Genomic DNA, 20,197 nt, shown 5'->3' with positions numbered 1-20,197 from the left:
TGGTAATGCCTTTCTTGACGCTCCGCGTCACACAGCGGTTCTGCGACATCAGGTGGCTTGTGGCTCGGCTCGGACTCTCGTTCCCACGCTCCGCGTGGTAATGCCTTTCTTGACGCTCCGCGTCACACAGCGGTTCTGCGACATCAGGTGGCTTGTGGCTCGGCTCGGACTCTCGTTCCCACGCTCCGCGTGGTAATGCCTTTCTTGACGCTCCGCGTCACATAACTCTGCGATTCAGTGAGATTCCGGCTCGACTCAAGTCACCTTTTCGCCCCTCGGCGAGTTACTTTGAGGGGCCAAAGTAACCAAAGCCTTTCGCTACTGCTTCCGGCCCGACTTCGTCGGGTTCCTTCGCCCTGTCACTAACGTCGCACTCTGCGTCGCCAGTGCCATCGCGATTGAAAAGCACTGCGTTGGCAGCGGCTGCGTGACGGCATGCAGATCGTGACGCTCAGGCAATCGACCCCACCACCGGCTCATCGCCTGCACCGGGTACATCGTGCAACGAGATTTTCGAGGTTTCCGGCAGGGCCAGTCCCCCAGCAATCGCCAATACGGCTACGGCGATGAGGTAGAACGCTGGCGACAGGTTGCTGCCCGTGACACCGATCAGCCAGGTCGCCACCAGCGGCGCGGTGCCGCCGAACAGGGTATAGGCCATGTTGTAGGTGATTGCCGAGGCGGTATAGCGGGTGCGGGTCGGGAAGGTTTCCGACAACAGTGCTGCCGTCACTACACCGCACAGTACTGCGCCAACGGCGAGCAGCATGACCCCGACGATCGAGGCAATGAACGAGCCGGAGCTGGCCATCAGGAATGACGGAAACACCACGACCATCAGCAGAGTACAGGCTGTTGCCATGGTGACCCGACGGCCCACCCGATCCGAATAAGCACCGGCCAGCGGACAGAGAGCAGCGGCGAAGGCCAGTGCGATCAACGACACCAGCAGCGCCGTCGCCCTGCTCAACCCGCCGGCCACTTGCAGGTAGGTCGCAAAGTAAGTCGTGAACATATAGAACGATAGCGCCGTCAACGATACGAATGCTCCCAGACAACACATGGCCGCTGCATGATGGCGCAAGGTCTCCTTGAGTGGCGAGTGAGCCACGGCGTGCTCCTGCGTGACAGCCCGAAAGGCCGGGGTTTCGTCGAGTTTCCAGCGCAAGTACAAGCCGACCAGGCCCAAGGGCGCTGCAATCAGAAACGGCAGACGCCAGCCCCAACTGCCCATGGCCTCGGTCGACAGTGACGACTCCAGCGCGTAAGCCACCACTGCCGCGGTAGCGAAGGCGGAAAACGTCGACACCGGCACAAAGCTGCCGTACCAGGCCCGCCGCGTGCGCGGCGCGTGCTCCATGAGGTAGGCGCAGGCCCCGGCATACTCCCCTCCGGCCGAGAAACCCTGCGCACAGCGAATCACGGTCAGCAGAATCGGTGCCATCACGCCAATCGCCGCATACGTCGGCAACAAGCCGATCAGTGTGGTCGCGCCTGCCATCAACAGGATGGTCATCGCCAGGGTTTTCTTGCGCCCGATGCGGTCACCCAGCATGCCAAAGAAGACCCCGCCCAACGGTCGAAATGCGAAGGCTACGGCAAACACAGCGAAGGTTTTCAACAACGCGGCACTGCTGTCACCGCTAGGGAAAAATTGCAGCGCGATAGTGGTTGCCAGAAAGCCGTACACGGCGAAATCGAACCATTCGACGAAGTTGCCGATGGCTGCCGCGACGATGACCTTTTTCAGCGTGGCAGGATCGACTTGCTCTGCGGCGGTAGTTGTCATGGCTGACCTCGGCGTATTGATCTGGAATGGATCGATTATCGAGACAGCGACCCGGATGCCTCACTCCAGAAGTGTCATCCACGTAGTCATGGCCGACGTCTCGCCACCGATCTGCGCAGAATTCATGCCAAAGGCTCTGCCACAAGGCTTACAGGCCCATCGCGCGGCGCCCCTGCAGGCCACCGGTATGGACGAGGACCAGACGGCTGCCTGACTTGAACCGACCGGCCAGCACCTCATCGTGCAGGGCCAGCAAAGCCTTGCCGGTGTACAAGGGCTCCAGAGGTACGCCGCTATGCGCCTCGCTGCTGGCGATAAAGTCGAGCAGCGGGGCATCGGTTCTGGCGAAACCGCCGCAGCTGGCCTCCAGCAGAACACAGGCAGCGGGCAGGTTCGGCGAGGCGCTCACCTGCGACCCTGCGGCTTCTTTCAACACAGCCACGATATTTTGAGCGACGCCATGATCGTCCGGCACCGCCATCGCGCCGTATACCGGATGGGCGCCGGCCTCGGCCAACAGCAAACCGGCAAGCGTTGTGCCGGTGCCGACTGCCAGCCACCAGCCGTGATAATCGTCCCAGCCAAGTTGCCCGAGCTGGCTATCGACCATCTCCCGCAACCTTGCGCAGCCCTGCGCACCGGCAAGCCCGCCACCGCCTTCGGCAATCGGATACAGCGCAGGATATTGCGCCTGCCAGGGCAGCCAGAAATCTGCAGCATGTCGTGCTCGATAACCCGCATAGCCCAGCCAGTGCAATTGCATGCCAAAAGCTTGCAGGTCCAGTACCGTCGGCGTCTGCTGGACGTGACCACGCAACAGGCCCACCGTCGGGAAACCGAAGCGCTTGCCCGCTGCCGCCAGCGCATGGAGATGATTGGAGTGTGCGCCGCCCAAGCTGATCAATCCATCTGCGCCCGCCTCGACAGCCTGGGTCAGGTGTTCGCTGAGCTTGAACCATTTGTTGCCGCTGATCAGCGAGTCAATAAGGTCCAGGCGCAGGATTGCCACCTCCACCCCGGCATCTTGCAGCCAGGGCAGGTTCAAGCGTTGCAGCGCAGCAGTGGGCTGCCAGTCAAGGGCGTCAACAATCATCCGCGCAGTTTACAGACAAGCTGAATCAGAGCGCAGCGGCCAGACGCGAACCTTGATCGATAGCGCGTTTGGCGTCCAGCTCGGCGGCAACGTCTGCACCGCCGATCAGATGCACGCTTTGCCCGGCGCTGACCAGATCGTCATACAGCTCACGCAGCGGGTCCTGTCCGGCGCAAATCACAATGTTATCTACCGCCAGCAGCTTTTCCTCGCCGTCTTCACCAATACGAATATGCAAACCGGCATCGTCGATTTTCAGGTACTGGACACTATTGAGCATCTGCACCTGCCTGTTTTTCAGCCCGGTGCGGTGAATCCAGCCGGTGGTCTTGCCCAGGCCGTCGCCCACCTTGGAGCTCTTGCGTTGCAGCAGATATACCTGGCGTGCCGGGGCGTGGACATCAGGTTTGATCCCGGCCACGCCACCACGCGCCTCAAGCGTGGTGTCGATGCCCCACTCCTTCCAGAAGGCCTCACGGTCCAGGCTGGTGGCCACGCCCTGATGCACAAGAAATTCCGATACATCGAAACCGATACCACCCGCGCCGATCACTGCCACGCTGCGCCCAACCGGCTTGCGCTGCAAAATGACATCCAGATAGCTCAGCACTCTGGGGTGATCGATGCCGGGTATGGCCGGAGTGCGCGGCGCGATACCAGTCGCCAGAATCACCTCGTCAAAGCCAGCGCCCAGCAAGTCGTCGGCGTTTATGCGAGTGCCTAGGCGCAACTGCACGCCGGTTTCCTCCACCTTGTTGCGGAAGTAGCGCAGCGTCTCGGAGAACTCTTCCTTGCCCGGCACGCGCTTGGCGATATTGAACTGGCCACCGATTTCGCTGGCCGAATCGAACAACGTCACCTCATGTCCGCGCTGGGCAGCAACGGTTGCAGCGGCCAGCCCGGCGGGACCGGCACCCACCACGGCAATTTTCTTCACCTGCAGGGTTGGCAGGTAGTTGAGCTCGGTCTCGTGACAGGCGCGCGGGTTGACCAGGCAACTGGTCAGCTTGCCGCCGAAGGTGTGGTCAAGGCAGGCCTGATTGCAGCCGATGCAGGTGTTGATCCGTTCGGCGTGCCCCGCCGCAGCCTTGTTGACGAATTCAGGGTCGGCCAGAAAAGGACGCGCCATCGAGACCATGTCGGCGTCGCCTTCGCTGAGGATGCGCTCGGCAACTTCCGGGGTATTGATCCGGTTGGTGGTGATCAGCGGCACCTTCACCGAACCACGCAGTTTGGCAGTGACCTTGCTGAACGCTGCGCGCGGCACCTTGGTGGCGATGGTTGGAATACGTGCCTCATGCCAGCCGATCCCGGTGTTGATCAGCGTCGCACCCGCCTGTTCGACCGCCCTGGCCAACTGGACGATCTCTTCCCAGGTGCTGCCACCCTCCACAAGGTCCAGCATCGACAGGCGAAAGATAATGATGAAATCTGTCCCAACCGCCTCACGCACCTGCGTAACAATCTCGACCGCCAGGCGCATACGGTTTTCATAGCTGCCGCCCCAGCGATCGGTGCGATGGTTGGTATGTGCGGCGAGGAACTGATTGATGAAATAACCTTCAGAACCCATGATTTCGACACCGTCATACCCGGCACTGCGGGCCAGCGTGGAACAGTTCACGAAATCAGCGATCTGCTTTTCGATGCCCTCTTCGTCCAGCTCACGCGGCGTGAACGGGTTGATCGGCGCCTGAATGGCACTTGGCGCAACCTGCTTGCGGCTATAAGCGTAGCGACCGGCATGCAGGATCTGCAGGCAGATCTTGCCGCCAGCCTCGTGGACCGCACGAGTAACGATGCGATGCTGCGCCGCCTCTTCGGCATTGGTGAGTTTTGCCGCACCGTCGTAAACGCCGCCCTCTTCGTTTGGCGCGATCCCGCCGGTGACCATCAACCCGACCCCGCCGCGGGCCCGCTCGGCAAAATAAGCCGCCATGCGCTCGAAACCACCCGGCCGCTCTTCAAGACCAGTGTGCATCGAGCCCATCAAGGTCCGGTTGCGCAAGGTTGTGAAGCCCAGGTCCAGCGGGGCCAGCAGTTGCGGGTAATGAGCAGCAGTCATGGCGAAGCTCCATCGAGTCAATCACGTGAAAACAAGGACCTCTGCGGGTCCTCTCATGGGCAACAGTAAAGACGCATCCAGCCACACACTCAATGACCGAAAGTGACAAGTTATTGATCCAAACGCGCAGCGGCACTTGGCAAGCGCCTGACGTCGTCCTACCCTAGTCGACAATTTCCTGATGGCAGCCAGCCGGCCTTTTTATGCGCAAACTCTTCGCCATCTGTCTGATCCTGCTGAGCGTAACCAGCCTTGCCAGTTACGCAGTCTGGACCGGACAACGTCCGGCGGGCCATTACCTGTCCGATCTGCGCATTCGCCTGGCAATCAATGAAGGCGAGCCCAGTGAACGCGGAAACCTGCTGGGCATCGAGCCTGAGCTGTTCCCCACGGACTATCAGAACACTGACCGACTGCACCGCAAGCTGGCCGCCTATCTGCAACAGGCCCGCGATTACGGGCTGATCAACCACAGAACGGTGGTAGTACTCCCCGAGCATATAGGCACCTGGCTGTTCGCCAGTGGCGAGAAGGATGAGCTTTATCAAGCCGCAACAGTCGATGAAGCGATGGACTGGCTGTCCTGGAGCAATCCGCTGCAATTCATCTCGGCAATGCTCAGTGCCGAAGGCCGGGACCGTGTGGATGACGCCCATCTGCGCCTCAAGGCACGAGCGATGGCGCGAGACTATCAGGCACTGTTCGGCGGCCTGGCCAAGGAGTTCGGTGTAACACTGGTGGCAGGGTCGATTGTGCTGCCGGAACCGAGCGTTGAAAACGGTCAGTTGAAAGTCGGTAAAGGTGCCCTGTACAACAGCAGCCTGACATTCGGCAGCGATGGCCAGCCGCTCGGCCAGCCTCAGCGTCAGCTGTACCCGGACCGTTTTCAGAAACGCTACGTGCACACGGCGAGCGACGCACCATTGAATGTGCTCGACACGCCCGCAGGGCGTCTGGCCGTGCTGATCGGCGGCGACAGTTGGTACGCGGACAATTACGCACGCTTGAATCGGAGCGGCGCGCAGCTGATTGCGGTGCCTGCTTTTGTGATCGGCAAGGCCGCCTGGTCCGAACCGTGGCGCAAGCCTCGGCACTCAGACATCGATATGGCAGCCGACAATCCAAGCGAGGGCGAAGCCTGGCATCGCTTGACCCTGATCGGCCGTCCTGCGCAAAGCAGTGCACAGGCAGGAGTCAGCGTGTTCATGCGCGGGCAATTCTGGAATCAGGGCGTTTCCGGGCAAAGTTTTGCCAGCCACGCAGGTCAGACAATTGCCGAACCGTCGTCTGACAATGGCCCCGCTGGCGGTGCCCGTCTGATCAACCTCTGGCTTTGACGATGCCGACCTTGACCCTGCGCCTTGGTGACCTGTCGGTGGGCTACATCCAGAGTCTGGCCGGTGCGGTCACTCGCTTGGGCAAGAATCCTGATCCGTTGCTCGAGCAGTACGGTCTGGACCCCGCCCGCCTGAGTCAGGCCGGTGCGCGACTGTCGATCCCGCGCTATATGCGCCTGGGGCATGCTGCCATTCAGCTTACCGGCCAGCCCGGGTTCGGCTTGTACATGGGCCAGCTCAGTCGTTTCGCACATGCAGGTCTGGCGGGCGTGACCGCCGCGCAGGCCCCCACAGTGCGCGAGGCCGCCCGCACGCTGATCCGTTTCGAGCCATTGTATGCCTCCAACTATCGCGGTCAGTCGAGCTTTCACGAGGATGCGCAAGGCGCCTGGATGCGCTTCTATTCAATCAGTCCCTATAACGTGTACAACCGCTTTGTTGTGGACTCGATCTTGGCTGGCTGGCTTGCTCAGCTCTCGACACTGGCGGGCACCGGGCTGCGTGCACAACGCGTCGAGATCGAATTCGAAGCGCCTGACTACGCCGCGCAATACGCCAGCCTGAGCGACAGCCCGGTGATATTTGCCGCCGCCACCAATCAACTGCGCCTGGATCAGAACTGCCTTGCATTACGCAACCCGGACCACTGCCCGAGTACCTGGCGGCATCTGCTGCAATTATGCGAAGCCGAGCTGGAGCAACAGACCCGTACCCGCAGCTTGCGTGAACGCATCATTCAACTGCTTGGGCCGCTATTGAACGGCGGCAGGGAACCGGATCTGGAAGAAGTGGCGGCAAGGCTCAAGCTGCCGACCTGGACACTACGACGCAAGCTGGCCGAGGAAGGCACGTGCTTTCGCGCCGTGCTCAATGGCACGCGACGTGATCTGGCGATGACTTATATTCGCGACACTGAACTGGCGTTCGGGGAGATCGCCTACCTGCTGGGGTTCGCTTCTGCCGAAGCCTTTCAACGCGCCTTCAAACGCTGGAACGGACAGACTCCGGGAGAGTTTCGCCGCAGCCAGCGCCAAAGCGCATGAAGCCGTTCATAGCTCGGTAGCGTCGTCGGCAGGCTCTACCGGGTCCAGTTCCGATGCACGGTATTCAAGTAGTTCTTCCTGGTATTCGTCCATTTCTTCGCCCTCTTGGCTGGTTGAGTATGCGTGATAATTAAAGCTGAAATAACTGACCGCAAGATCAACATTAAAGTGCCAATGTGAAATAAAAATGTTGATCCCTATCAAACAGACGAAAAAGATCGTCGCCGATTCAGCACGTATCTCGATACGCTGCCAGTCAGGCACTATTGACTTGCAGGCCCGTGTCGACCTAACCTCAAGGCCATGAACCTCATCAAGCAAAACCTCGGCCAGATTATTATTACCGTCATTCCAGTCATGGCGGGTTAGCCGACGTTTGCAAAAACCCGCCCTGGAGGCGGGTTTCTTCTGTCTCCTGGGCAACATTATTGAACCAGGAGTCACACATGATCGTTATCCCTCGCTCTATTGCCCTTCTCGCCTCCCTGAACCTGATTAGCGGTCTGCCATCTATTGCCGAACTGCGCATGTATGAGGGATCGACGCGATGAGCCAAGGCCAGCACGATCTGCTCAACCATTACGCCCGCAAGATCCTCACCTCCCGCGTTTATGACGTGGCTATCGAAACCCCGCTGCACGGCGCTCGCCAGCTGTCCGAGCGACTGGGAAACCGGGTATTGCTCAAGCGCGAAGACCTGCAGCCGGTGTTCTCCTTCAAGATTCGCGGCGCGTACAACAAGCTGGCGCAATTGACCGCAGAAGAGGCCGCACGCGGCGTGGTCACGGCCTCGGCGGGCAATCACGCACAAGGCCTGGCACTGGCGGCACGCGAACTGGGCATTCTGGCGACCATCGTCATGCCGCGCACCACGCCGGAAATCAAGGTCGAAGGCGTGCGCTCGCGGGGCGCCACAGTGGTGCTGCACGGCGATTCATTCCCGGAAGCGCTGGCCTACTCGCTGAAACTGGTCGACGAGCAGGGTTTGGTCTACATCCATCCTTATGACGACCCTGACACGATTGCCGGGCAAGGCACCGTGGCGATGGAGATTCTTCGTCAGCAGCCAGGGCAGCTGGACGCGATCTTCGTACCGGTCGGTGGTGGCGGGCTGATCGCGGGTATCGCGGCGTACGTCAAATACCTGCGGCCGGAGATCAAGGTCATCGGTGTAGAACCGGACGACTCCAACTGCCTGCAAGCGGCGATGGCGGCGGGCGAGCGTGTGGTATTGAGCCAGGTCGGGCTGTTTGCCGATGGTGTGGCAGTGGCGCAGATCGGCCATCACACGTTTGAAGTGTGCCGTCATTATGTCGATGAAGTGATCACCGTCAGCACCGACGAAATATGTGCGGCAATCAAAGACATCTACGACGACACCCGCTCGATCACCGAGCCCGCAGGCGCACTGGGTGTTGCCGGGATCAAGAAGTATGTCGAGCAACGCGGCGTCAGCGGCCAGACGCTGGTGGCGATTGATTCAGGGGCCAACGTCAACTTCGACCGCTTGCGGCACGTGGCCGAGCGCGCCGAACTGGGCGAAGGCCGCGAAGCAATCATTGCCGTGACCATCCCCGAGCAACCGGGCAGCTTCAAGGCCTTCTGCGAGGCCATCGGCAAGCGGCAGATCACCGAATTCAACTACCGCTACCACACCGATCGCGAGGCGCACATCTTCGTCGGCGTGCAGACCCATCCCGAGAACGACCCACGCAGCGCCCTGATCGCCAGCCTGACCGGGCAAGGCTTCCCGGTGCTCGACCTGACCGACAACGAACTGGCCAAACTGCACATCCGCCACATGGTTGGCGGGCATGCAGAGCGCGTCGACGATGAAGTGGTGCTGCGCTTCGAGTTCCCAGAGCGACCGGGCGCGCTGTTCAACTTCCTCAACCGCCTGGGCGGGCGCTGGACCATCTCGATGTTCCACTACCGCAACCACGGCGCAGCAGACGGCCGTGTGGTCGCTGGTCTGGTAGTGCCGGAGGAAGAGCGGCACCTGGTGGGCGCAGCGCTGGACGAGATCGGTTACCCGTATTGGGATGAAAGCGAGAACCCGGCGTACCGGTTGTTTCTGGGCTGAGGACGTGGATACCTCTCGCTCCTCATGCGGACCGGCATCCCCACGCGGAGCATGGGCACGATATAAGTTCTCTGGACACCTTGATTATCGTCCCCACGCTCTGCGTGGGGATGCAGTTCTGGACGCTCTGCGTCCGCTGTGCATGATCACGACAGCCGTTATTGAGCGGGCTCAGCCTCGGCTGGCATGGCGCTGTCTGCTGGCTCGGCTGCCGGTGTGTCGACCGTTTCCGCCTTGAACGATGCAGGCTCGGCTGGCGCTGGTAGTGGTTCGCTTGCCGCGGGCGGCGTGGCTGATTCGGCAGCGGGTTCGGCCTTGGCGGGCGACTCCGTTGCTGCTGGAGCCAGTTTGGCGGGTTCGGCCGCCTTGGCCGCCTCGGGTGCGGCAGGGGCTACATCAGGAACACCCAGATCTGCTTTGGGCTTCTCGACAATATGCGCAGCCTTTTTCACTTCCGGTGGCAGGAAGTTTTCCACCAGACCAAAAAAGCGCTCGTAGAACTTCGCCGATGACACGGTTTCACTGGCCACCTTGACCATCGAGTCATCAGTGGAGCCTATCGGCATCGAGACGGAACCCAGCACTCCAACCCCGAGGCTGGCCGAGTTGTTGGTCTTCTTCAGCGCATAGCGGTCCTGCAGAGCGTTGGCGAACATGGTGGAACTGCCGTCCTTCGCATCAGCGGCGCACACCAGATTGAAGCTGATTTCAATATGCGCATCGCCGGTCTGTTGAAAGCTCTTGCGACCGGCAATCATCTTCGGGTCGCTGCTGGTGATGATATAGCCCTGGCTCAACAAGGCACGCCGCCCCGCTTCGCAATAAGCCAGGTCGGTGGCGGGATAACTACGGGAGAAGGTCCCGGCGTCATCGAAATGTTCGTGGTCATAAACCGCCTGCTTCGGCGATGAACAACCAGCTGCCATCAACACGGCAGAGATCCAGAATGCGGTACGAACGTTCAGTAGCTTAAACATCGAGAATCCTGAGGAAGGAAAAGACTGCCAGCAAGACTGCGAACTGGGAAATGGCGGTAAGTCTGCAACAAGGCCGACGCTGGATCAACGTACAGATCAAAAGGATTTGGATACAACACGTGTTCAGGTCAACCACCCTACTCGCCTACGGACAAAACGCAGACAACAAAAAAGCGACCCGAGGGTCGCTTTCGTGTTTGCTTCAAGGAGTTCAAGGGCCTTGAAGCGGTGTATGGCGCAGCGGACGGGACTCGAACCCGCGACCCCCGGCGTGACAGGCCGGTATTCTAACCGACTGAACTACCGCTGCGTATCGCTGTAAACCTGTTTGAAACAAACTTTCGGTAGTTTGCTTCCTGTACTTGTGACTGAAAGACCCTTGGGCTTTTCAATCGCAGACCCGGCGAACCCGATCTGTACAAATATGGCGCAGCGGACGGGACTCGAACCCGCGACCCCCGGCGTGACAGGCCGGTATTCTAACCGACTGAACTACCGCTGCGCATTGTGGACTTGCGTCCTTTTTATACTTTGAAAGCCCTCGTACTTCAGCTTTCAAACTCAACGATGGTGGGTGATGACGGGATCGAACCGCCGACCCGCTGCTTGTAAGGCAGCTGCTCTCCCAGCTGAGCTAATCACCCTTTGCTTCGTTGAGGCCGCGAAATTTACGCACCTAACGAACCTAAGTCAATAGCCTGATTGAAGTTTTTTAAAAAACAGGCTCAATCGCAAAACCGCTACCACACATCAAAAGCCCAACAAAGAGTCAATGTCGGCAGACTGCACAAAACTATTCGGCATAGACCATCTTGCGCGTCATGCCACCGTCGACCACAAATTCCTGCCCGGTCACGAAACCGGCGTTTCTGGACAACAACCACGCAACCATCGCGGCAACATCTTCCACCGTCCCTACCCTGCCGGCAGGATGCTGGGCGTGATCGGTCTCGGACAACGGCTCGGCCTTGCGCAACGATGGGTCGCGCGCATCAATCCAGCCGGGACTGACGGCGTTGACACGTATCTCCGGGCCCAGACTGATTGCCAGCGCGTGCGTCAGCGCCATCAGGCCGCCCTTACTGGCCGCATAAGCTTCGGTATCGGCCTCGGACTGGCGGGAACGAGTCGATGTGAGGTTGACGATGCTGCCACAGTGCGCGCGCAGGTAAGGCGCACAATGCTTGGCGAGCAGCATCGGGCCACCGAGATTGACGGCCAGCACCCGATTCCAGTGCGACAGTTCAAGGCTTTCCAGCGTAGTGTTATGCGGGTCGGCAATCGCTGCGTTGCACACCAGCGCATCGAGACGGCCAAACTGCCTGAGCACCTCGGCCACACCTGCCGCAACCTGCTCTTCACTGGCAACGTCCATGGCAATGAACAGGGCGTTTTCACCCAGCGCACCCGCCACCTTGAAGCCCCTTGCACGATCCAGATCGGTCAGCACTACTTGCCAGCCCTCGGCAATCAGCCACGCCGCGATGCCAAGCCCGATGCCGCGCGCGGCACCCGTCACCAGTGCGACACGGCCGTTGTGGGTACTGGCAAATTTCAACGCCCACTCTTCGCCCGTCTCGCCACTGTTTTTGTTACCGGCCTTGTCACTCACAACGCCGCCAGACCACGAGCCAGGTCGTCTTGCAGGTCAGCCACATCTTCCAGGCCCACAGCAACCCGTATCAGACTGTCGCGAATACCCGCGGCCTCACGCTCTTGAGGCGCCAAACGACCATGAGACGTGGTGCTCGGGTGGGTAATCGTGGTTTTGCTGTCGCCCAGGTTGGCTGTAATGGAGATCAGCCGCGTGGCATCGATGAAGCGCCACGCGCCATCCTTGCCGCCCTTGACTTCGAAACTCACCACCGCGCCAAAACCCTTTTGCTGACGCTGCGCCAGCTCATGCTGCGGATGGCTCTTGAGCCCGGCGTAATGGACCTTTTCGATACCGTCCTGCTGCTCGAGCCACTCGGCCAGCGCCTGGGCATTGGCACAATGAGCGCGCATCCGCAGGTTCAGGGTTTCCAGGCCCTTCAGGAAGATCCACGCGTTGAACGGGCTGAGTGTCGGCCCGGCGGTGCGCAGGAAACCGACCACTTCCTTCATCTGCTCGCTGCGGCCAGCAACCACGCCGCCCATGCAGCGACCCTGGCCGTCGATGAACTTGGTAGCCGAATGCACGACAATATCGGCACCCAACAACAGCGGCTGCTGCAAGGCCGGCGTGCAGAAACAGTTGTCGACAATAAGCATCGTACCTTTGGCGTGAGCGATTTCAGCCAATGCCGCGATGTCCACCAGCTCGGCCAATGGATTGGACGGTGACTCGACAAACAGCATTTTGGTGTTGGGCTTGATCGCCGCGTCCCAGCCGCTCAGCTCTGCGAGCGGAACGTAATCCACCTCGATGCCAAAGCGTTTGAAGTACTTGTCGAACAGGCTGATGGTCGAGCCGAAGACGCTGCGCGACACCAGCACATGGTCACCGGCACTGCACAAGCTCATCACGACCGCCAGGGTCGCCGCCATGCCGGTGGCCGTAGCGACGGCCTGTTCGGCGCCTTCCAGCGCGGCGATGCGCTCTTCAAAAGAGCGCACGGTCGGGTTGGTATAACGCGAGTAGACGTTGCCGGGCACCTCGCCGGCGAAACGCGCGGCCGCATCGGCAGCCGTGCGAAAGACGTAGCTGGAGGTAAAGAACATGGGATCGCCATGCTCACCTTCCGGGGTGCGGTGTTGCCCGGCACGTACGGCAAGGGTATCGAAACCCACACCTTCAAGGTCGCTGTCCAGCCGACCTGCATCCCATTCCTGAGTCATGCCGCCCACTCCTTGTCCAATTTAGTTGTTGTACAGATCGATGATCGCGCTCACGGCCTGAGTCTTGATCTTGGAGGCGTCGTTACGCGCGCTCTCGATCCTGTTCAGATAATGCTCGTCGATGTCACCGGTCACGTACTTGCCATCGAAAACCGAGCAGTCGAAGTTATCGATCTTGATCTTCTTGCTGCCACTGACAGCTTCGATCAGATCATTCAGATCCTGATAAACCAGCCAGTCGGCACCGATAAGGTCGGCAACGTCCTGAGTGGAGCGGTTGTGGGCGATCAGCTCGTGAGCACTCGGCATGTCGATGCCGTAGACGTTGGGGTAGCGCACGGCAGGTGCCGCCGAACAGAAGTAGACATTTTTGGCACCGGCTTCACGGGCCATCTGGATGATCTGCTTGCAGGTCGTGCCGCGCACGATGGAGTCATCCACCAGCATCACGTTCTTGCCGCGGAACTCCAGCTCGATTGCGTTGAGCTTCTGACGCACGGATTTCTTGCGTGCTGCCTGGCCCGGCATGATGAAGGTCCGGCCGATGTAACGGTTCTTGACGAAACCTTCGCGGAACTTGACGCCAAGATGGTTGGCCAGTTCCAGCGCAGCGGTACGGCTGGTGTCCGGAATAGGGATGACCACATCGATATCGTGATCCGGACGCTCGCGCAGGATCTTGTCGGCCAGCTTCTCGCCCATGCGCAAACGCGCCTTGTAGACCGAAATGCCGTCGATGATCGAGTCTGGACGTGCCAGATAAACGTGTTCGAAGATGCACGGTGCATACTTGGGGTTGGCCGCACACTGACGGGTATGCAGCTTGCCGTCTTCAGTGATGTAGACCGCTTCGCCCGGCGCCAGGTCGCGAATCAGGGTAAAGCCGAGCACGTCCAGCGACACGCTCTCCGACGCGATCATGTATTCGACGCCTTCGTCGGTATGACGCTGGCCGAACACGATAGGACGAATGGCGTCCGGGTCACGGAAGCCGACGATGCCGTAGCCGGTGATCATTGCCACGACCGCATAGCCGCCACGGCAGCGATTATGCACATCGGTCACTGCCGCGAAGATATCCTCTTCGGTCGGCTGTAACTTGCCACGCACGGCCAGCTCATGGGCGAAGACGTTGAGCAGCACTTCCGAATCGGAATTGGTGTTCACATGGCGCAGGTCGGATTCGTAAATCTCCTTGGCCAGTTGTTCGACGTTGGTGAGGTTGCCGTTGTGCGCCAACGTGATGCCATAAGGCGAGTTGACGTAGAACGGCTGGGCCTCTGCAGACGTCGAGCTGCCCGCCGTTGGATAGCGCACATGACCGATACCCATATGCCCGACCAAGCGCTGCATATGACGTTGATGAAACACATCACGCACCAATCCGTTGTCCTTGCGCAGGAATAACCGGCCATCGTGGCTGGTTACGATACCGGCAGCGTCCTGGCCGCGGTGCTGGAGGACGGTAAGCGCGTCATACAGCGCCTGATTGACGTTCGACTTGCCGACGATACCGACGATGCCACACATGCGACACAACCCCTACTTAGTGGAACTGGATTTACCGAGCACATCCTGCGGCATTGTAGACGGCAGGATCTGTTCCTTGAACGGCAGATCAGCGGGTACGCTGATGCCGCTGGCGAGCCACTTGCTGGACATCCCTAGAATCAGGTTTTTCGACCAGTCAGCGACCATGAGAAATTGCGGCACCAGCCTGGACTGCTGCCACCATTGATCCTGTTGCACCGGCCCCAGGCTCAACAGCCCTACCGCCACAACGACAAGCAGGCCTCCGCGCGCTGCGCCGAAGACCATGCCGAGAAAACGATCGGTCCCGGAAAGCCCGGTGACGCGAATCAGCTCGCCTATCAGAAAGTTGACCATGGCGCCTACCAGCAAGGTGGCGACAAAAAGAATGGTGCAGCTCGCAATCACGCGGGCCGAGGGTGTTTCTATGTAATTGACCAGATACTGCGACAGCCCCGCGCCGAACATCCAGGCCACAACGCCTGCAATGATCCATGTCGTCAACGACAGTGCTTCTTTTACGAAGCCGCGCTTCAGACTGATCAGGGCGGAGATGGCGACAATTCCCAGAATTGCCCAGTCAACCGGAGTAAATGGCACGTTGCAGCCTGCAGACGGATAAGGCGGCGTATTTTAGCAGAGCGCCCGCCTGCCGGTAAGCAGCGATTACCGGCGCGAGGCATTTTCCTTTGATGCAAGGGCACAAGGTGCCGAACGGTCAGCCCCGCTCAGGCTGAAAGCGCACCACAATGCCTTTGAGCTTTTGCTGTTTGTCGAGCTGATCGCGCAGACGATCAGCTTCGGCACGCTCGATAAGCGGGCCGACAAACACCCGGTTCACGCCATCAGCGGTGCGAATGTAGGCGTTGTAGCCCTGGGTACGCAGGGTCTTTTGCAGGTTGTCGGCGTTGGCACGGTTGGACATGCTTGCCAATTGAACCGACCAGCTGATCGACAGCCCGTTGGCATCGACGCCAGCAGGTGCTGCCGGCTTGGCGGGTGCCGCAGGGGCTGCCGGGGTTGCAGCAGGCGCAGGTGCCGGCTTGGCAGCAGGCTTGGGGGCCGGGGCGCTGGCAACCGGGGGTGCAGCCGGAGTACTTGGGGCAGGTGCGATCGGCATGGAAGGCGGCAGGCTGCTGCTTATGTCATCGTCGTTGGGCACGGGCTCCTGAGGCAGGGCCTGAGGCTCCGGAACAGGCACCGGGTCGACACGAATCTGCGAAGCAGCAGGCGCCTGGGGTGCGGACGGTGCATCGACCTGCACCTGACGCGTTTCATCTTCACGTGTGAAGAGCATGGGCAAGAAGATGACCGCCACAGCGATCAGTACCAGTGCTCCAACCATTCGCTGCTTGAATACGTTATCCAGCAAAGCCATTTGCAGCGTCCTCATCGGTGTACCGGGCCAACCATTCCAGGGCCTCGGCAACACAGTAAAATGATCCGAACAGCAGAATCTCGTCATCGGGCGTGGCGTGCGCGCACTGAGCTTCCAGCGCCAACGCAACACTCTGATAGGACGTCACGCAGGCGCCAAGGTTCTGCAAGGCCGAATGCAACTCTTCTGCAGGTCGACTGCGCGAGGTAGGAAGCGGCGCAACGGCCCACTCATCGATGGCCGGAACCAGATGCGCGACTACACCTTCAAGGTCCTTGTCGCTCAACAGGCCGAACACAGCGCGACGCTTGCCGGCAACCGGCTGGCGCGCGAGGCATTGCTCCAGAAATTGCGCCGCATGGGGGTTGTGGCCCACATCCAGAAGCAGGTTAAGCCGCTTGCCTTGCCAACTGAACGTTCTGCGATCAAGACGACCGGCGAGCCGGGTCTGCGCCAGAACCTGCCCTACTGCATCCGCTTGCAGCGGATACCCCAGCAAGGCGAACGCCTGAAGTGCCAACGCTGCGTTCTGCATAGGGTCCAGCAGTGGCAGACCGCGCAGCTCAACCTGTTCGCCGTGAGCAACACCACGCCAGTCCCAACTGTCTTTGCCTATCGTAAGGTCGAAATCCCGACCACGTATCAGCAGCGGGCAACCCAGCTCGCGAGCCTTGGCCAGCAGCGGCTCGGGTGGTTCAGGATCGCCGCACAACGCCGGGCAACCGGCACGAAAGATTCCGGCCTTTTCGAAGGCGACCGACTCACGGGTGTTACCCAGATACTCGGCGTGATCAACGCCGATGCTGGTGACCAGCGCGAAATCCGCATCAACAAGATTTACCGCATCCAGGCGACCACCCAGACCGACTTCCAGAACGACCGCATCCAGCCCGGCCTGTTCGAACAGCCAGAATGCCGCCAGCGTGCCCATTTCGAAATAAGTCAGGGTTACATCGCCACGCGCCGCTTCAACCGCCGCGAAGGCATCGCATAATTCCAGATCGGTTGCCTCGACACCCTGCACTTTCACCCGCTCGTTGTAGCGAATCAAATGTGGGGAGCTGTAGACACCGACTTTCAAGCCCTGAGCCTGCAACAAGGCAGCGACAAAGGCACACGTTGACCCCTTGCCGTTGGTGCCCGTCACCGTGATCACCCTGGGGGCCGGACGCGTCAGCCCCAACTGCAGCGCTACCTGCCGAGAACGATCCAGCCCCATGTCGATGGCAGATGGATGCAGTTGTTCCAGGTAAGCGAGCCAGTCGCCCAGAGATGTAGAGGTCATATCGTGGTGGGTGCCGGTGGAACAACGATAGGCTCGATGACCGGCGCTACAAAGCGAGGCGTCGGCAGGTTCATCATCTGCGCCAGAAGATTGCCCAGACGCGGACGAAGCTCGCCACGCGAGATGATCATGTCGATAGCACCGTGATCCAGCAGAAATTCGCTACGCTGGAAGCCCTCAGGCAGCTTCTCGCGAACGGTTTGCTCGATAACGCGAGGACCGGCGAAACCGATCAGCGCCTTGGGCTCGGCAACGATGACATCGCCCAGCATGGCCAGACTGGCGGAAACGCCGCCGTAGACCGGGTCGGTCAACACCGAGATAAAGGGCAGGCCTTCTTCGCGAAGACGTGCCAAAACGGCCGAGGTCTTGGCCATCTGCATCAGCGAGATCAGTGCTTCCTGCATGCGTGCACCGCCGGAAGCGGCGAAGCAGATCATCGGGCAACGATTTTCCAGGGCGTAGTTGGCGGCGCGCACGAAACGCTCGCCGACAATGGCGCCCATAGAACCGCCCATGAACGAGAACTCGAACGCTGAAGCCACAACCGGCATGCCCAGCAACGTGCCGCTCATGGAAATCAGCGCATCCATTTCACCGGTCTGTTTCTGCGCAGAGGTCAGGCGGTCCTTGTATTTCTTGCCGTCACGGAATTTCAGGCGGTCGACCGGCTCAAGATCGGCACCCAGCTCTTCGCGGCCTTCTACATCCAGAAAAATGTTCAGGCGCGCGCGCGCGCCGATACGCATGTGGTGGTTGCACTTGGGGCAGACGTCCAGGGTCTTTTCCAGCTCAGGGCGATACAGCACCGCCTCACAGGACGGGCATTTGTGCCAGAGGCCTTCGGGAACCGAGCTCTTCTTGACCTCGGAACGCATGATCGATGGGATCAGTTTGTCTACCAACCAGTTGCTCATGCTTTATATCTCCAGTACCGGTGTGGCTCGAACGACTGACAAATCAAACGCCAGTCGCATGCCCTCAGATAAATTCGTATATGGACGACGATGAAAGGATAGCGATCGACCCAAGGCCGGACCTGCGCACCCCTCACCCCGATTTTTCACAACGACGGCGTTGCACCCTGGCACCACCGCTTACTTGATTCGACCCGCATGCCTTGTGGCAGGGACAGGCTTATGGACGGCGGCCGACCGGCAACCGTCACATCAGGTGCCATGCACTGCACTCATGAACGCAAGGATCTTTTCCCGATCCTTGATGCCCTTGCTCTTTTCGACACCGCCGCTGACATCCACGGCGTAGGGCCGGACCTGGGCAATGGCCTGTGCCACATTCGCCGATGTCAGCCCGCCCGCCAGAATGACCGGCTTATCCAGATCATCCGGAATCAGCGTCCAATCGAAGGTTTCCCCGGTACCGCCAGGAACACCCTCTACATAGGTATCGAGCAGCACGCCTCGCGCATTGCGATAGGTACGGCAAACCTGAGCGATGTCATCCCCCGCCTTGACTCGCAAAGCCTTGATGTAGGGACGATGATAACCGTCGCACTCATCCGGCGTTTCATCGCCATGAAACTGCAGCATGTCCAGCGCAACCGCATCCAGCGTCTCGTTGAGTTCGCAGCGGCTGGCGTTTACGAACAGGCCGACAGTGGTGATGAACGGCGGCAACGCCGCAATGATGGCGCGGGCCTGCAACACAGTTACTGCACGCGGACTTTTCGGGTAGAACACCAGGCCAATTGCATCGGCTCCTGCCTCGGCTGCAGCCAGAGCATCCTCTATGCGGGTAATCCCGCAGATCTTGCTGCGAACGGCTGACATATAGTGAGTAACCTCAGACCTTTCGGAAAGTCCCGGATGTTAGCAAATGCTGCTCGGGTCGTCAGCCGTCCAGTTCCGCAAAGCCCGTAAGAAAATGCGGACCTACAAACCGCTCGGGCAGCGGAAATTCATCACGGTACTCGACCTGAACGAGGTACAGACCATAGGGATGGGCAGTCACACCACCGGTACGCCGAACCCGGCTTTCCAGCACATCCCGCGCCCACTCGACCGGACGTTCGCCAGTGCCGATGGTCATCAGAACACCGGCGATGTTGCGCACCATATGATGCAGGAAGGCATTGGCACGCACGTCGATCACGATCATCTTGCCGTGACGGGTCACGCGCAGGTGGTGCAACTGCTTGACTGGCGACTTGGCCTGACACTGGCCGGCGCGAAAAGCGCTGAAGTCGTGAGTACCTACCAGATACTCGGCTGCCAGTGCCATCCGCTCCACATCCAGCGGACGGTGATTCCAGGTGATTTCCTGATTCAGGTGCGCCGGACGAATCTGATCGTTGTAGATCACGTAGCGATAACGACGGGCAATGGCCTTGAAGCGGGCATGAAACGTCGCGGGCATGACCCTGGCCCAGGTTACGCTAACGTCATGGGGCAGATTGATATTTGCGCCCATGACCCAGGCCTTCACGGTGCGCTCGGCCTGCGTATCGAAATGCACCACTTGCCCGCAGGCATGCACACCAGCATCTGTGCGGCCGGCACACATCAGTGATACCGGTGACGCAGCCACTTTTGACAAAGCGTCTTCAAGAGTTTCCTGCACGGTCAGCACACCGGACGCCTGACGTTGCCAGCCGCAATAGCGCGAGCCCTTGTATTCAACGCCCAGCGCGATTCGGGAAAAGCCCTCGGCAGCCATTTCAGATGCCGGGTTGTCTATGTTCGCCAAAGTGGTACAGCCTGTCGGTTCGCGAAAAGTCGGTCATTATACGGTCGCAAGAAAAACACGCTACCAAGCCGGACAATTGAAATGCAAACGG

Annotated in this window: 17 protein-coding genes and 3 tRNA genes; 3 read left to right on the top strand and 17 right to left on the bottom strand. The window is 60.0% G+C overall.

The window, feature by feature from the left end; translation table 11 throughout:
- Positions 1 to 451: 451 nt before the first annotated feature.
- From RGM3321_RS13380 to RGM3321_RS13370, 3 genes are all read right to left on the bottom strand, one after another.
- A complete protein-coding gene (locus RGM3321_RS13380; RefSeq protein WP_244393403.1) occupies positions 452 to 1,789 on the bottom strand; it encodes an MFS transporter in 1,338 nt (445 codons plus the stop codon).
- A 148-nt stretch (positions 1,790 to 1,937) separates the two neighbouring features.
- Positions 1,938 to 2,882, bottom strand: a complete 945-nt coding sequence (locus RGM3321_RS13375; protein ID WP_244393402.1) for a pyridoxal-phosphate dependent enzyme — start codon at positions 2,880 to 2,882, stop codon at positions 1,938 to 1,940.
- A 25-nt stretch (positions 2,883 to 2,907) separates the two neighbouring features.
- Positions 2,908 to 4,947 (bottom strand): NADPH-dependent 2,4-dienoyl-CoA reductase, encoded by a 2,040-nt coding sequence (locus RGM3321_RS13370; protein WP_244393401.1) that lies wholly within the window; start codon positions 4,945 to 4,947, stop codon positions 2,908 to 2,910.
- Positions 4,948 to 5,150: 203 nt separating this feature from the next.
- Between RGM3321_RS13370 and RGM3321_RS13365 the strand changes: the two genes are divergently transcribed.
- Both RGM3321_RS13365 and RGM3321_RS13360 read left to right on the top strand, forming a co-directional pair.
- The gene (locus RGM3321_RS13365) at positions 5,151 to 6,284 is read left to right on the top strand and encodes a nitrilase-related carbon-nitrogen hydrolase (protein WP_244393400.1); all 1,134 of its coding nucleotides are present in this window, start codon (positions 5,151 to 5,153) and stop codon (positions 6,282 to 6,284) included.
- A gap of 2 nt (positions 6,285 to 6,286) precedes the next feature.
- Entirely contained in the window at positions 6,287 to 7,327 is a 1,041-nt protein-coding gene (locus RGM3321_RS13360; RefSeq protein ID WP_244393399.1) for an AraC family transcriptional regulator, read from the top strand.
- Positions 7,328 to 7,333: 6 nt separating this feature from the next.
- Here the strand turns inward: RGM3321_RS13360 and RGM3321_RS13355 are convergent, their stop codons facing one another.
- Complete coding sequence (locus RGM3321_RS13355; RefSeq protein ID WP_244393398.1) at positions 7,334 to 7,753, bottom strand: hypothetical protein; 420 nt, start codon at positions 7,751 to 7,753, stop codon at positions 7,334 to 7,336.
- A 142-nt stretch (positions 7,754 to 7,895) separates the two neighbouring features.
- Here RGM3321_RS13355 and ilvA point away from each other — a divergent pair, with 142 nt between their 5' ends.
- Positions 7,896 to 9,410, top strand: a complete 1,515-nt coding sequence (ilvA, locus tag RGM3321_RS13350) for a threonine ammonia-lyase, biosynthetic (RefSeq protein WP_244393406.1) — start codon at positions 7,896 to 7,898, stop codon at positions 9,408 to 9,410.
- Positions 9,411 to 9,568: 158 nt separating this feature from the next.
- Here ilvA and RGM3321_RS13345 read toward each other — a convergent pair whose 3' ends face one another.
- From RGM3321_RS13345 to truA, 13 genes are all read right to left on the bottom strand, one after another.
- Positions 9,569 to 10,387: a DUF2242 domain-containing protein gene (locus RGM3321_RS13345; protein ID WP_244393397.1), complete on the bottom strand. Its 819-nt coding sequence runs from the start codon at positions 10,385 to 10,387 to the stop codon at positions 9,569 to 9,571.
- A 233-nt stretch (positions 10,388 to 10,620) separates the two neighbouring features.
- Positions 10,621 to 10,697: transfer RNA gene (locus RGM3321_RS13340), tRNA-Asp, on the bottom strand.
- Between the two features lie 115 nt (positions 10,698 to 10,812).
- A tRNA-Asp gene (locus RGM3321_RS13335) sits at positions 10,813 to 10,889 on the bottom strand.
- A 66-nt stretch (positions 10,890 to 10,955) separates the two neighbouring features.
- A tRNA-Val gene (locus tag RGM3321_RS13330) sits at positions 10,956 to 11,031 on the bottom strand.
- Positions 11,032 to 11,180: 149 nt separating this feature from the next.
- Positions 11,181 to 11,945, bottom strand: coding sequence for an SDR family oxidoreductase (locus RGM3321_RS13325; RefSeq protein WP_161796185.1), 765 nt, complete (start codon positions 11,943 to 11,945; stop codon positions 11,181 to 11,183).
- A gap of 50 nt (positions 11,946 to 11,995) precedes the next feature.
- Positions 11,996 to 13,207, bottom strand: coding sequence for an O-succinylhomoserine sulfhydrylase (locus RGM3321_RS13320; RefSeq protein WP_244393396.1), 1,212 nt, complete (start codon positions 13,205 to 13,207; stop codon positions 11,996 to 11,998).
- A gap of 21 nt (positions 13,208 to 13,228) precedes the next feature.
- Positions 13,229 to 14,737 (bottom strand): amidophosphoribosyltransferase, encoded by a 1,509-nt coding sequence (purF, locus tag RGM3321_RS13315; RefSeq protein WP_004657889.1) that lies wholly within the window; start codon positions 14,735 to 14,737, stop codon positions 13,229 to 13,231.
- A gap of 12 nt (positions 14,738 to 14,749) precedes the next feature.
- The gene (locus RGM3321_RS13310) at positions 14,750 to 15,337 is read right to left on the bottom strand and encodes a CvpA family protein (protein ID WP_002552712.1); all 588 of its coding nucleotides are present in this window, start codon (positions 15,335 to 15,337) and stop codon (positions 14,750 to 14,752) included.
- Between the two features lie 118 nt (positions 15,338 to 15,455).
- Positions 15,456 to 16,115 (bottom strand): SPOR domain-containing protein, encoded by a 660-nt coding sequence (locus RGM3321_RS13305; RefSeq protein ID WP_244393395.1) that lies wholly within the window; start codon positions 16,113 to 16,115, stop codon positions 15,456 to 15,458.
- Entirely contained in the window at positions 16,099 to 17,400 is a 1,302-nt protein-coding gene (gene folC / locus RGM3321_RS13300) for a bifunctional tetrahydrofolate synthase/dihydrofolate synthase (protein ID WP_244393394.1), read from the bottom strand. The genes RGM3321_RS13305 and folC overlap by 17 nt, the downstream gene beginning before the upstream one ends.
- Positions 17,397 to 18,317: an acetyl-CoA carboxylase, carboxyltransferase subunit beta gene (gene accD, locus RGM3321_RS13295; RefSeq protein ID WP_244393393.1), complete on the bottom strand. Its 921-nt coding sequence runs from the start codon at positions 18,315 to 18,317 to the stop codon at positions 17,397 to 17,399. Before accD ends, folC begins: the two co-directional genes overlap by 4 nt.
- 252 nt (positions 18,318 to 18,569) lie before the next feature.
- Complete coding sequence (locus RGM3321_RS13290; RefSeq protein WP_244393392.1) at positions 18,570 to 19,190, bottom strand: phosphoribosylanthranilate isomerase; 621 nt, start codon at positions 19,188 to 19,190, stop codon at positions 18,570 to 18,572.
- Between the two features lie 61 nt (positions 19,191 to 19,251).
- A complete protein-coding gene (truA, locus tag RGM3321_RS13285; protein WP_244393405.1) occupies positions 19,252 to 20,076 on the bottom strand; it encodes a tRNA pseudouridine(38-40) synthase TruA in 825 nt (274 codons plus the stop codon).
- Between the last annotated feature and the right edge of the window lie 121 nt (positions 20,077 to 20,197).

The organism is Pseudomonas sp. RGM 3321, from assembly GCF_022836805.1.
Classification (GTDB): domain Bacteria; phylum Pseudomonadota; class Gammaproteobacteria; order Pseudomonadales; family Pseudomonadaceae; genus Aquipseudomonas.
Note: the sequence above shows the minus strand (reverse complement) of the source record. Positions and strands in the feature narration are given on the sequence as shown.